General features: G+C 62.3%; 7 protein-coding genes and 2 pseudogenes. 6 read left to right on the forward strand and 3 right to left on the reverse strand.

Annotation, left to right across the window (positions count from 1 at the left end; all coding sequences use genetic code 11):
* Positions 1 to 37 precede the first annotated feature (37 nt).
* The 6 genes and pseudogenes from BGI01S_RS31450 to BGI01S_RS15895 all read left to right on the forward strand — a co-directional run.
* Positions 38 to 136: pseudogene (locus BGI01S_RS31450) on the forward strand (hypothetical protein); the annotation flags it as partial.
* A gap of 48 nt (positions 137 to 184) precedes the next feature.
* Positions 185 to 3,394 (forward strand): annotated as a pseudogene (locus BGI01S_RS31455) (YadA family autotransporter adhesin); the annotation flags it as partial.
* Positions 3,395 to 3,488: 94 nt separating this feature from the next.
* Positions 3,489 to 4,604: an OmpA family protein gene (locus tag BGI01S_RS15880; protein ID WP_042326893.1), complete on the forward strand. Its 1,116-nt coding sequence runs from the start codon at positions 3,489 to 3,491 to the stop codon at positions 4,602 to 4,604.
* Between the two features lie 405 nt (positions 4,605 to 5,009).
* Entirely contained in the window at positions 5,010 to 5,606 is a 597-nt protein-coding gene (locus BGI01S_RS15885) for a response regulator transcription factor (protein ID WP_232624429.1), read from the forward strand.
* Positions 5,607 to 5,618: 12 nt separating this feature from the next.
* Complete coding sequence (locus BGI01S_RS29000; RefSeq protein ID WP_157004190.1) at positions 5,619 to 7,535, forward strand: sensor histidine kinase; 1,917 nt, start codon at positions 5,619 to 5,621, stop codon at positions 7,533 to 7,535.
* Between the two features lie 143 nt (positions 7,536 to 7,678).
* Complete coding sequence (locus BGI01S_RS15895) at positions 7,679 to 8,620, forward strand: hypothetical protein (protein WP_167335654.1); 942 nt, start codon at positions 7,679 to 7,681, stop codon at positions 8,618 to 8,620.
* 109 nt (positions 8,621 to 8,729) lie between these two features.
* On the opposite strand, the gene acnA is transcribed toward BGI01S_RS15895, so the two are convergent.
* From acnA to BGI01S_RS15910, 3 genes are read right to left on the reverse strand one after another with little or no spacing between them, the layout of a single operon-like run.
* On the reverse strand, positions 8,730 to 11,447 hold the full coding sequence (acnA, locus tag BGI01S_RS15900; RefSeq protein ID WP_042326899.1) for an aconitate hydratase AcnA: 2,718 nt from the start codon (positions 11,445 to 11,447) through the stop codon (positions 8,730 to 8,732).
* Between the two features lie 45 nt (positions 11,448 to 11,492).
* Positions 11,493 to 12,944: a bifunctional 2-methylcitrate dehydratase/aconitate hydratase gene (locus tag BGI01S_RS15905; protein ID WP_042326900.1), complete on the reverse strand. Its 1,452-nt coding sequence runs from the start codon at positions 12,942 to 12,944 to the stop codon at positions 11,493 to 11,495.
* Positions 12,945 to 12,968: 24 nt separating this feature from the next.
* Positions 12,969 to 13,475 carry a hypothetical protein gene (locus tag BGI01S_RS15910; RefSeq protein ID WP_042326902.1) on the reverse strand — a complete coding sequence of 169 codons (507 nt, stop codon included), beginning with the start codon at positions 13,473 to 13,475 and terminating at the stop codon, positions 12,969 to 12,971.
* Positions 13,476 to 13,621: the final 146 nt, after the last annotated feature.

Genomic DNA, 13,621 nt, shown 5'->3' on the forward strand with positions numbered 1-13,621 from the left:
CGGTGTGAACTCGTCTGTGCCGGTGGCGTTGTCGAACGTGGCCGACGGCGCGGTCGTCGCATCCGGCCACCAGGCAGTGAATGGCGGCCAGTTGTATGAAGCGGCGAACTCGATCGCGACAACCCTGGGCGGCGGCGCAAGCGTTCTTCCGAACGGTACCTTATCCGCGCCTGCTTATTCGATCAGCGGCGCGACCTATGGCGACGTTGGTTCGGCACTGAATGCCGTAGACGGTCAGATCACCCAGATCAACACCAATTTCGCGACCAATCTGAAGTACATCAAGATCGTGTCGGACCAGCAAGGTGCACAGGCTGGCGGTGTCAACTCGATTGCGATTGGCGGCAACTCGCTGGCGAACGGGGATAATGCGCTGGCCATTGGCTCAGGCGCCACTGCACTGTTCCCCAATTCGGTCGCGATCGGTGTGAATGCGTCCGCGGACGAGGTCAATACCTTCTCCGTCGGCTCCCGCACGCAGGAAAAACGTATCACGAACGTCGCGGACGGTATCAATCTGACCGATGCGGCTACAGTGGGCCAACTGGATGCGCTGCAGGCTCAGCTGACGGCCTCCACGAGCGGCGGCGCGAAGTCGATGATGCAGAGTTCGGCAGCGGTGTTGAGCTACATTGCAGTGAGTTCGAGCACGACCCAAGGGACTGCCACGAGCGCTTCGGAAGATCTGAATGCGATGGCAATTGGCCCGGCGGCGGCGGCAACCGGAGCCAGTGCGCTGGCAGTCGGCGGGCGTGCTGCAGCGGGCAGTAACTTCAGTACGGCCGTCGGGTCGGGCGCGGGCGCGTTGTCGAACAATTCGACCGCAATCGGAGCGAGTGCAACAGTTGGCACGAGTTCGGACAACTCGGTGTCCATCGGTTACAACACTCGCGCCGGCGGTGTTGGCGATGGCTCCTCGTTCAACACGTTGGCACTTGGCGCCTATGCCAGCGCCATCAGTGCTGGCTCAGTCGCGATTGGTTATAAATCATTCGTCGCCCCGACTGGTACCAACGGTATGGCGCTTGGCGTGGGCTCGATGGTCAGCGGCGCGAATGGTCTGGCGATCGGCGCTGGTGGCACGGTGACCGCCGCCAATGGCGTGGCTATTGGCTACGGGGCAGTTGCCGACCGTGCCAACGCGGTCTCGGTGGGCAGCAGCGCCCAGCAGAACCAGATCATCAACCTCGCAGCGGGTACCAGCAGCACCGACGCGGTGAACGTGGGTCAGATGACCACCGCGATCAATGACGCCATAGCTAATGGCGGTGGTGGTGGCGGTGGTTCGTCGAACGCCGTGGTGTACGACTCGTCAACGCACGATCTGGTGACGCTGGGCGGCTCCGGCAACCCGGCGGTGAAGCTCACGAACGTGGCCGTAGGCACGCTCTCGTCGACGAGCAAGGACGCGGTCAACGGTTCGCAGTTGTACAACACGGCTAGCAGCGTGGCGACGGCGTTGGGCGGCAGCTCCACGGTGGGTGCGGACGGCACTGTCTCAGCGCCTAAGTACGCGGTGAACGGGCAGACGTATAGCGACGTGGGCGCGGCGCTGGCCGCGGTAGCGAGCGGTGCTGGTACTGGTACTGCTTCGCCAGAGACCGTTCTGTACGACTCGACGTCGCATACCTTGCTCACGCTGAACAAGGGCGGCGCGGCGGTGACGGTGTCGAACGTGGCTGCTGGTGTGGCCAACAACGATGCTGTGAACGTGAGCCAATTGAAGGCTCTCGGCGCGAACTTCGATTCGTCCGGCAACGTGGCGGGGGCATTCGTCGCGTATGACGACACGACCAAGGGCACGGTCACGTTCGGGGGCGTCGGTGCGACTGTGCCGGTGGTTCTGGCGAATGTTGGCGCCGGCGCGGTGACCTCGAACAGCAAGCAGGCGATCAACGGTTCGCAACTGTACGGCGCGATGAGCAGTACCGCAGCCGCGCTGGGTGGTGGGTCGACGGTGAGCTCAAGCGGTCAGGTCAGCCAGCCCGTGTACACGATCGATGGTAACCCCTACAACAGCGTCGATTCCGTAGTGAAGGCTCTGGATGCGAAGATCGATACGGGTAGCACTAACGGCGTGGCCTACGACACATCGGCACGTGACTCACTGACCTTGGGCGGTGTTGGTGCCTCGACACCGGTGACGATTTCGAACCTGGCCGATGCGACAAAGGACGACCAGGCAGTGAACCTCAAGCAATTGAAGGACGCTGGCCTCACCGTCGACTCGTCGGGCAACGTGACCAACTCGTTCGTCGCGTATGACGACGCCAGCAAGTCCAAGTTGACCTTGGGCGGGGTGGGCTCCACGACGCCGGTGACGATTGCGAACGTAGCCGCAGCGACGCAGGACAACGAGGCAGTGAACCTCAAGCAATTGAAGGACGCTGGCTTGAATGTCGACTCGTCGGGTAACGTGACCAACGCGTTCGTTTCGTACGACAACGCCGACAAGACCTCGCTGACCTTTAACCCGGGTGGCGCCCCCACGCAGTTGAAGAACGTGCTTGCTGGTGAGGCGGACACAGATGCTGTCAACGTCGGCCAGATGAAGTCGTATGTCACCGACTATGTCGGGGCCAACGGTGGCGGCACGGCGAACGCCGTCGCCTACGACGACTCGTCGAAGAGCCAGGTGACGCTGGGCGGCACGAATGCCACTGAGGCGGTCAAGCTGACGAACGTGGCGGCGGGCACCACTTCAACCGACGCGGTCAACTTCGCGCAGTTCTCGAGTCTCCAATCCACGGTCAATAACATCTTGACCGACGGCACGGGCAGCAGCACGTACTTCAACGTCGGCTCGCCGGCTTCCGGCACCGGCACGGCTGCGGTCGCCTCGGGTTCGGATGCGATCGCGATCGGCAACGGTGCGGCGGCAACCGGCAAGGAAGCAATCGCCATCGGCAAGAACGCGGTGACGGCAGGTGATAGTTCGGTTGCGCTCGGTTCCGGCGCAACGGCTCCGAACACCAACGCCGTCTCGCTTGGTGCGGGCTCCACGACGGATCGCGACAACTCGGTATCGGTGGGCTCCGCCGATCTGCAGCGTCAGATCACCAACGTCGCCCCGGGTACGCAGGGTACCGATGCGGTCAATATGAATCAGTTGAACAGTGCCATGGGCAACATGAGCAACTCGATTCATAACGTCGATCGCAACGCTGCCAAGGGTATCGCTTCGGCATCGGCACTGAACATCGTGACGCCGTACCTGCCGGGTCGCACCACGTTGAACGCCGGTATCGCCAACTACCGTGGCTACCAGGCTGTCGGTCTGGGCGTGTCCCGCTGGAACGAAAAGGGCTCGATCAACTACAACCTTGGCGTGTCCACCTCGGGCGGCAATAGCACCATCGTCCGCGCTGGTATCGGCATCGTCCTCGGCAACTAAGAAGGCCGCAAGGCTTTGAATAGAGGCTTGAGACGTTAGCCGTCCGGGTCGCACGGGAAGCTTCCGTGCGACCCTCTTTCCATGAGAGACAGACATGAAGTATTCGTTAATTGCCATCGCGCTCGCCGCGATGCTCGCAGGATGTTCGTCGTCCGCGACGCGCGATCGGCTGCAGATCCAGGACCCCACGGTTCTGCAAACCGGGTTCAGCGCGACGCAGAATCAGGCCGCCGGGGCTGTGACGCCGCCGTGGATCGCGACGTACAGCCCCATCAAGAACGGTCCCACGTTACGTTCGGTGAATTCCCGTCTGACCGCATTGGGCGAGCGTAAAGATAATTACTTCGGCGCGAAGGCGCAGTGCTGGGTGGATGCTGCAAGCGATGAGCGTTCGCTGCACGACGGCTGGGGTTTTGTCGAGGAAGCGGTGGTCGAGGCTAACCGCCTGACGACGGCGCTGGAAACCGGGCAGGGACTCACCGTCGACAATCCGGAGTTGCGGACCGCTTCGGTGATCCGGCCGGATCTGTGGAAGCAGATCCTCGCTGCGAAGACCTCGCCGCTGTTCCCGCAGTGCCAGGAAGCACAGCGTTTGACGGCCTGTTCCGAAGTCGAGTTGATTCACGCGGGCCACGAAGCGTGGACGCGTAACTTCAGCGAGAGCCAGCGGCTGGTCGATGGCGTCGAGAAGGGTTTGCCTGGCATCGGCGCGGCGCTTCAGAGCTGTACGCCGCCGCCGCCGCCTAAGGCCGAGGTCATTCCGCAAAAGATGACGCTGCAAGCTGACGCAACGTTCAAGTTCGATCGGGGCGATCTGGCCGGCATGTTGCCGGCAGGCAAGACCAAGCTGGACCAGCTGGTGCGCGATCTCGGTCAGGTCGACGACGTGACAGGCATCCGGATCGAAGGCTTTACGGATCGTCTGGGCAGTGACAGCTACAACCGTCAGCTGTCGGCCAAGCGTGCCGAGACTGTCAAGCGTTACCTGCAGAGCGGTGGCGTCAAGACGCCGATCACGGCGCGTGGCCGTGGCAAGGAAGATCCGGTGGTGCAGTGTAGTAACCGCAACCGCCAGGCGCTGATCGACTGCCTCGCGCCGAACCGTCGCGTCGAACTCGACTTTGCACGCAGCAATGGCCAGGCGGCGGGTGCGCCGCAGGGTCAGCGTGCGCAGTCGCAACGCTTGCTGCAAGGTCCGCAGGATCAGTGAGACCAGAAATGACCGGGCCGGCATGGCCGGTCATTTCTCTTATCAGTGATATCTGCAATCGGCGTAAAGAACGCGGGCGATGCTCGCGTTCTTCTTTATCTGAATCGTCAGTACGACTACCCGTGGCCTGAGTCTGCTTACGTCGCCACTCAGCCTCCCGGCGCCACCCTCGCAAGCGGTCAGCGATCTGTGTCAACGCACATCGGCACGACGAACTGCGCGTAGGGAATTGCAATCGTCGGCGAAAGAAAAATCCTTTGAATATTGCGGAAATTTCACTCTTTATTGCCGAAAAGTTTCCCCGATAACGTTGTTAATATTTGATTCGGGCTACATTTGGGCTGGTTCGATTCGTTGTTTGTCCATTGATTGAATATCAAAGGCGAGCCATAAATGAAGAGAATTGTGATTATCGACGACCATCCAATTATCCGGGGGACGATCGCGAGCGTGCTGCACGCCGATCCCGAGCTGGATATGGTGGGAGAGTGCGGCGACGGGGAAGACGGCCTGAAAATGGTCTTGGCGGAGAGCCCGGATCTGGTCATTCTCGATCTCGATTTACCGCGTCTCGACGGCTTGTCCATGATCCGTCGCATTCGCGCGCAGAATCTGAAAACCTGCATTCTCGTTCTTTCGGCCAAGCCCGAACAGGTCATGGCGAGCTATACGCGCAATGCCGGCGCAAATGGCTATGTCAGTAAAGGCCGGGAAATCAGCGAATTGATTACCGCGCTAAAAACCGTGTTATTCGGCTATGACTGTTTTCCGGTCGACACCACTGATCCCGCGACTGAGTCCGGGCTGAAGTCGCTGTCCACGCGCGAGGTCGAGGTATTGCAGCACCTCGCACGCGGCGCCAGCAATCGCGACATCGCGAGCCGTCTGTTTCTCAGCGACAAGACCGTGAGCACGTACAAGAGCCGTATCCAGGAAAAGCTCGGGCTGTCATCGTTGGCAGCGCTAATCGAGTTTGCTTCGTTGCATAAGTTGATCGACTAAGTTTTGCGGGCTATGAACAACATGAGCCTGCGAGGTTCTTCTGTGGGGACGCGTCGTCGAGCGCAGCACGTTGCCAGCGATTCATCCCATGCGGACCGCGTGCGGCGGGCGGCAATCAGGTTGGCGACGTTAGCGGGTTGTCTCTTTGCGTTCGCACTGCTCTGGATATTGCCGGCCCATGTCAACGCGGCGGCGTCAATCGGCAACGCCTCGTATGACGTGTTCGCCGATGCTTCGCGCCAGGCACTGGCATCCGGCGCATACAACACCGTATCAAGCCGCGAACAACCGGCTCGCGACGCCTTGGCGCACCGAGGCGCCGTTGTCGCCACGACACCTTTGACGTCCGCTTCGAACGATAGCGAAAACGCCGCCGCCGACGAGTCGATACAGGACGCAGAAGATGCGCAGGACGCGTCAACCGCACGGCAATCGTGGCTACCATCGCTAACCTTGGCGACGGCCGTTGCCGCAATCTTCGCACTGAGCAGCGCGTACCTTTCCCGATCAGCGCACAAGCGCGCGACAGAAAAACACAAACAGACTACAGACGAGTGGGCACGTCGCTGCAAAACCGCCGAAGCGCGAGCGCAGACCGCTCACACGGCAGCGGCTCGCAAGACAAACGCCGTCGCCGTATCGGGGCAGTGCTGGTTTCCAGGCGCGACGCCCCGTTACGTGAACGCGCTATGGTCCGCGGTCGCCGGCATGCTCGACGCGCTCGACACCCCGCCCGCGTCGTCCGCACATCAGCAACCGCCAGCAGTGATCCACTCCGCGTTGCGCACGTGGAGCCAAACGCTCGGCGATCTGCTCGATCCTGCGCCGCTCGATTCGCGCGCGGTGATCATCGACGAATGCGCCGCCAATTTGCGCACGCTGATTGACGGCGTTATCGCGCTGTTGGCGCCGGCCGCGACGCAACGAGATTTGCGCCTGAGCGCGAGCGTCGATCCTCAGTTAGCCGAAACGATTTTCGCCGACCGCGCGCGGCTCGGCCAACTTTGTTTCCATCTGTTAAACCGGACGCTCCTGCTCAGCACGCACGAAGAGGTCGTGCTCGTGGTGCATACCAAGCCGGTGAATTCAAGTTCGCAGCACATCCTCATCAGCGTGATGGAAACGGGGGCGAGGCACGCGTCGGCCGAATCGCCGCAAGCATCCGGCCTCGCCGACCACAACAACCCGAACCCCGACACGCAGCGCGACCTCACCGAAGCTGAAGCGATTGCCGCCGATACCTGCTTGCCGCTCTGCCGCTTACTCGCGCAGCGAATGCAAGGCGAGCTTTCGATCACGAGCGTGCCGGCCGCAGGCTTACGGGCGAGCTTCGACGCGCCGTTCAGCGTCGAACAATGGGGGCCGTTCGCGAGGCGATCTCCTGCCGCTGCGCAGCCGCCGCCTGTACCCATTGCCGCAAACGCCGCAAACGCCGCAAACGCCGCAAACGCCGCAAACGCCGCAAACGCCACAAACGCCACAAACGCCACAAACGCCACAAACGCCACAAACGCCACAAACGCCACAAGCACCGCGACCCCGCGAGACCTCTCCACGAGCGCACCCCGAATCCCGGACGCGCCCACAGAGCCCTACGAGCATCGGTATCTGGATGCGTTATCCGATGAGGGCGTCGACCTGCCCGCCTTCCTCGATGGCTGGCGTCGTGCGATGGACGACGACCTCGCGCGCCTGGGCCTGTTGCTGCGTCGCCAGGGTCCTTCCGATCATGTGAGCGGCCTGCTGCACCGATTGAGCGGCGCAGCGGGTCTGGTCGGCGCGCTCAGTTTGATGGAGGCGTTGCGCCGTGCGAGTGCGTCGCCCGTGGAACAAAGTACTGGCTCGATCGACGCGCTGATCGATCGCACACGAATCCTCGTCAGGCAGCTCGAAACGCCGCCCCTCGCACACCGGAACCCGCAATCATGAACCGACCGCTGGCCCTGATTCAAGGCAATCTGGCGCTGCCGAACGCGCGGTTGCTCGGTGGCTTGCCGCCGCCTTATGGCATGTATCGGTGGACGGCGCGGGCCGCCACGCCGCGTCGGCCGCAACTGGCGGTTCAGGCCGCCGTGCGGCACGCGTCGTCGCCCGCTGTTCATACCTGGTTAGCGCCGGGCCAAAAGTTTCGCTTTTTCTATAAAGCGTCGCCGCCGCGCGACTATTCCGCGCGAGTCGCCGAGGAACTGGCGGAGGCGCGCAATTACCTCGAGATGGGCAAGGTGCGAGCGCGTTCGTCCCGTTCGGACCATGCGCTGGGGGCGATGATATTTGTCGCGTGCAGCATCGTGCTCGCGTGGCTGCTGATGAGCGGCGCGGCACACGACGCGGACGAGCCGGCAACGGTGGTGGCGATGGCGCGGCCGGCCGTGGCGACGCCCGACGTTGCGGTCGCGGTTCACGCACAGCGACCCGCATCGATCAAACCGGCGCGGTCGGCCGCCGAGATCGCGCCGGCCGTCGCGCAGCTAGCGTCTGCCGATTCGCTGCGAAAGGCCACGCTTCGAAGTGAGTGCAAGCCTTCGCTGCAAACAGCGCTGCCGGCCAAGCCTGTGTTGTTCGCGCGGCACGTCGACCCACATCAGAGCGCACGAGCGTCGGCCTACGACGCGGCAAGCGGCTTCGCCACCAAGGACAAGTCTGAGCCCAAGGTCGCAATCGCAGCCGACAGCAATTTCGCCACCGCCCGTCCGACCGAAGCGCAAACCCGCGACCACGAGGCACCAGCTCGTTCCCTTAGTCCAGCACCGTCGCTGGCCGCATCGACGCAACCCGAATCGCCCGCCCGCTCATCCGTCGCCGACGCAACCGCGTCGGCCGTGTTGCGCGACTGGGCGGCGCAGCAGCGTCACGCGAACGTGCCAACGCGTGCATCGGCGCCGACAACCGCACCCGCGCCCACAACCACTCCCGCCCCTCCCAACGCCGACTGGAGCGCTCACCTAACCCAGCGCCGGGTTACCGAAGCCCTCACCGCCTTCGCCTCCCCAACGCTCAACACCGACCGCCCATAAAAAAAGCCCGACCAGAGGTCGGGCTTCAAAATCGGCTGCGCCCTCCACAGGACGCAGCCCCTGCAAAACAGCCAAGCCGTTTGCTTTACCGCGAAGCTGAAGCCGAAGCTTAAGCAGCCAGCAGCGAACGCAGCACGAACGGCAGAATCCCGCCGTGCTTGTAGTAGTCGACTTCGATCGGCGTGTCGATACGCAGCAGCACTTGCACGCGCTTCTCGCTGCCGTCCTTGCCGCGAATCACCAGCGTCACTTCCTGTTGCGGCTTGAAGTCCGCGCCCAGGCCTTCGATGTCGTACGTTTCTTCGCCGGTGATGCCGAGCGATTGCACGCTATCCGAGCCCTTGAACTGCAGCGGCAGAACGCCCATGCCGACCAGGTTCGAACGGTGAATCCGCTCGAAGCTGCGTGCGACCACGGCCTTCACGCCCAGCAGTTGCGTACCCTTTGCAGCCCAGTCACGCGACGAGCCCGTGCCGTACTCTTCGCCCGCGAACACGACCGTCGGCGTGCCGGCGTCGATGTACTTCATCGCTGCGTCGTAGATCGATTCCTGTTCGCCGCTCGGCTGATGAATCGTCAGGCCGCCTTCGACGCGCGAGCCGTCTGCCTTCGCCGGGATCATCAGGTTCTTGATCCGGACGTTCGCGAACGTGCCGCGCATCATCACGTCGTGGTTGCCGCGGCGCGAGCCGTAGCTGTTGAAGTCGGCCTTCTGCACGCCGTTTGCCTTCAGCCACTTGCCTGCCGGCGAGTCTTCCTTGATCGAGCCTGCCGGGCTGATGTGGTCGGTCGTGACCGAGTCACCGAAGATGCCCAGTGCGCGCGCGTTCTTGACCGGCGCGATGCTGTCGGCCGGCGTCATCGAGAAGTCCTTGCCGAAGAACGGCGGCTCCGCGATGTAGGTCGACTTCGGCCAGTCGTAGACCTGACCTTCTTCGCCCTCGATCTTGCTCCACAGGTCGCCCTTCTTGGTGAGCTGCGAGTAGTTCTTGCGGAACGCTTCCGCGTCCAGCGCGAACTTGAGCAGTTCGTTGACTTCTTCGCTGGTCGGCCAGATGTCGCCCAGGTAGATGTCCTTGCCGCCCTTGCCCTTGCCGACCGGTTCGGTCATCAGGTCGCGCGTGATGTTGCCGGCGATCGCGTAAGCGACGACCAGCGGCGGCGAGGCCAGGAAGTTCGCGCGGATATTCGGGTGAATCCGCGCTTCGAAGTTACGGTTGCCCGACAGCACCGCTGCCGCGACGATGTCGTTCTTCGTGATCGCTTCGTTCAGTTCCGGCGTCAGGTCGCCCGCGTTGCCGATACAGGTCGTGCAACCGTAAGCGGCCAGCGTGAAGCCGAGCTTGTCGAGGTACTTCATCAGGTCGGTCTTCGTCAGGTACTCCGTGACGATGCGCGATCCCGGCGCCAGCGACGTCTTGATGTGCGGCGCGACCGTCAGGCCAGCTTCGACAGCCTTCTTCGCCAGCAGGCCGGCGGCCAGCAGCACGCTCGGGTTCGACGTGTTCGTGCACGACGTGATCGCGGCGATCAGGATGTCGCCGTTCTTCACGTTGACGCCGTTCGACGTGGTGTATTGCGCGTCCAGATCGGCTTCCTTCTTCGCAAAGCCGTTTTCCGCGACCGGCTTCGAGAACAGGTCGCTGAAGGTCGACTTCACATTGCCGATTTCGATGCGGTCTTGCGGACGCTTCGGGCCTGCCAGCGACGGAGCGACCGTGCCGAGATCCAGCGTGACGACCTTCGTGTAGTCGATGTCGCCTTCCTTCGGAACGCCGAACAGGTTCTGCGCCTTGAAGTAGTTCTGGAACGCCGAGATTTCAGCGTCGGTGCGGCCCGTGCCCTTGAAGTAGTCGATCGTCTTTTCGTCGACCGGGAAGAAGCCCATGGTCGCGCCGTATTCCGGCGCCATGTTGCCGATCGTCGCGCGGTCCGGCAGCGACAGCGAGCGCGTGCCTTCGCCGAAGAACTCGACGAACTTGCCGACAACCTTTTCCTTGCGCAGCAGTTCCGTGACGGTCAGCACCAGGTCGGTCGCCGTCACGCCTTCGCGCAGCTTGCCCTTCAGGTTCACGCCGACCACGTCCGGCGTCAGGAAGTACACCGGCTGGCCGAGCATGCCGGCTTCGGCTTCGATGCCGCCCACGCCCCAGCCCACCACGCCGATACCGTTGATCATCGTGGTGTGGCTGTCGGTGCCGACCAGCGAATCCGGGTAGTACACGGTGTCCGTGCCTTCGGCCTTCTTGTGCACGCCGCGTGCGAGGTATTCCAGGTTTACCTGGTGAACGATGCCGACGCCCGGCGGCACAACTTTGAACGTGTCGAATGCCTGCATGCCCCACTTCATGAACTGGTAGCGCTCGTTGTTGCGCTGGAATTCCAGTTTCATGTTCAGGTCGAGCGCGTTCTTTTCACGGAAGTGATCGATCTGCACCGAGTGGTCGACGACCAGATCGACCGGGACCAGCGGCTCGATCGACTTCGGGTTCTTGCCGACGCGTTGCGCGACACCGCGCATCGCAGCGATGTCGGCGAGCAGCGGCACGCCGGTGAAGTCTTGCAGCACGACGCGCGACACGACGAACGGAATTTCGTCGACGCGTGCGGCGGTCGGCTTCCAGTTCGCCAGTTGCGTGATGTGTTCTTCGGCGATTTTCTTGCCGTCGTAGTTACGCAGCACCGATTCCAGCACGATACGGATCGAAACCGGCAGGCGGTCGATCTTGATGTTCAGTGCCTTGCCGAGTTGGGGCAGGGAGTAGAACTTGCCTTTGCCGGAACCGCTGTCGAATTCCTTGAGCGTTTTGTGGAGGTTGTGGGCCATGGTGTTTTCCTTGGTTTGATCGCGGAACTACAGTACTTAACTTGACTAGATGACGTAGAGATCGACGTATTCATTGACCGGCATGGCTTCGAGCCTTGCCTGATCGAGCGACACGTCGAGAATCGCCAGTTGCTGCCTGACCGGAAAGCGCCGCGCGAGGTTGGTCCTGAACTTCTCGACCAGCAACGGAATCCCGTCCTCGCGACGGCGCTTATGCCCGATCGGATATTCGACTACGACTTCGTCGAACTTCGATCCGTCGTCGAATTCGATCGTCAGTGCATTGGCGATCGAACGCTTCTCCGGATCGTGGTAATCCTGCGTGAACTGCGCGTCTTCGACGCATTCCATCTTCGCGCGCAGCACATCGATGCGCGCGTCCTGCGCGACCGAATCTTCGTAATCCGCGGCCGTCAGACGACCGTGGATCAGCGGCACGGCGATCATGTACTGGATGCAATGATCGCGGTCGGCCGGGTTGTTCAGCGGGCCTTTTTTATCGATGATGCGCAGCGCCGCTTCGTGGGTGCGGATCGTGATTTTGCGGATGTCTTCGACGCGCTTGCCGTGAGCTGCGAGTTGCGCGTGCAGTTTCATCGCCGCTTCCACTGCAGTCTGCGCGTGGAACTCGGCCGGAAACGAAATCTTGAACAGCACGTTCTCCATCACGTACGAGCCGTATGGACGCTGGAACTGGAAAGGCTTGCCCTTGAACAGCACGTCGTAAAAGCCCCACGTCTTCGCGCTCAGCACCGACGGATAGCCCATCTCGCCGGTCTTCGAAATCAGCGCGAGGCGCACGGCGCGCGAGGTCGCATCGCCCGCGGCCCACGATTTGCGCGAACCGGTGTTCGGCGCGTGGCGATACGTGCGCAGCGCGTGCCCGTCGACGAACGCCTGCGACACCGCATTGAGCAGTTCGTCACGCGTGAGGCCGATCAACCGGCCGACCACGGCCGTCGACGCCAGCTTCACCAGCAATACGTGATCGAGCCCGACCTTGTTGAAGGAATTTTCGAGCGCGATACAGCCTTGAATTTCGTGCGCCTTGATCATCGCGATCAACACGTCTTTCATCGTCAACGGCGTTTTGCCGGCTGCGATGGCAGTGCGCGAGAGCCAGTCGGCTGTCGCGAGAATTCCGCCGAGGTTGTCCGACGGATGGCCCCATTCGGCGGCGAGCCACGTGTCGTTGAAGTCGAGCCAGCGGATCATTGCGCCGATGTTGAAGGCGGCCTGAACCGGGTCCAGCTGGAACGACGTGCCCGGCACCTTCGCGCCGTTGGGGACGATCGTGCCCGGCACGATCGGTCCCAACAGCTTGGTGCAGGCCGGGTAGGAGAGCGCCTCGAGTCCGCAGCCGAGCGTATCGATCAGGCAATGCCGCGCGGTTTCGAGCGCGAGCGTGCTGTCGATCGGAAAATCCAGAACGTAATCGACGATATCGGCCAGGACCGGGTCCGGGTCGGGTCGCACGTTGGAAATCGGAGCGGACATCGGGGGCTTTCCTGATGACGGCGATTAGTTGCCGGTCTTGTTGATCGCGTTCGATTGCGTCGGAGCCGGTGCGCCTTGCGCCATCGCCGCGGTCTGGCACTCGTCGGCCAGACGCGAGCTGTCCTTGTCCTGGAACAGCATGGCCTTGGTCGGGATCACGACCAGATCCATGCCGGTTGCGGCGTCGTGGAAACGGTCTGCGCCCGTGGTGGTCGCTTCGCGCGGCAGATTGTAGTTTTTGTTCGCCCAGTGAACCGTGACGATCTGGTCACGCTTCATATCGCCCTTCATTTCGAAAGCGAGGCCGTCCTTGCAGGCCCACTTTTCCGCGCCTTCCGGTACCGGATCGACCTTCGCTTCCTTAGCCGGGTTTTCTTTGCGCTTGATCAGGCGGCGCGGTTGCGGCCGTTTTGCAACAGCCTTGGCAGCCGGTTTTGCGGTGGTCGCGGTTTCCGCGGCGGCGTCAGTCGCGACGGTCAGCATCGTCGTGGACAGGGCGCCAATCACGGCGGCGATCATCAGCTTTTTCATGGAGAAAACCTTTCTATCTAATTTCAGTTAAACATTGCGCGGGCTACCGGTCCTGGCGGCCGCGCGGGTTGAACTGCACGCGCTTAGAAAGCGCACAGCGACCGCTATTTTCTCCTATTTAGCGGCAGGTACTTTAAATTCTCCGG

Source organism: Paraburkholderia ginsengisoli NBRC 100965, assembly GCF_000739735.1.
In the GTDB taxonomy this organism is placed as follows: domain Bacteria; phylum Pseudomonadota; class Gammaproteobacteria; order Burkholderiales; family Burkholderiaceae; genus Paraburkholderia; species Paraburkholderia ginsengisoli.

Excerpts from the sequence above, each read along its gene's own strand:
- BGI01S_RS29000 (WP_157004190.1), top strand. The coding sequence starts at position 5,619 with ATGAACAACATGAGCCTGCGAGGTTCTTCTGTGGGGACGCGTCGTCGA.
- BGI01S_RS15905 (WP_042326900.1), bottom strand. The coding sequence starts at position 12,944 with ATGTCCGCTCCGATTTCCAACGTGCGACCCGACCCGGACCCGGTCCTG.
- BGI01S_RS15910 (WP_042326902.1), bottom strand. The coding sequence starts at position 13,475 with ATGAAAAAGCTGATGATCGCCGCCGTGATTGGCGCCCTGTCCACGACG.
- BGI01S_RS15880 (WP_042326893.1), top strand. The coding sequence starts at position 3,489 with ATGAAGTATTCGTTAATTGCCATCGCGCTCGCCGCGATGCTCGCAGGA.
- acnA (WP_042326899.1), bottom strand. The coding sequence starts at position 11,447 with ATGGCCCACAACCTCCACAAAACGCTCAAGGAATTCGACAGCGGTTCC.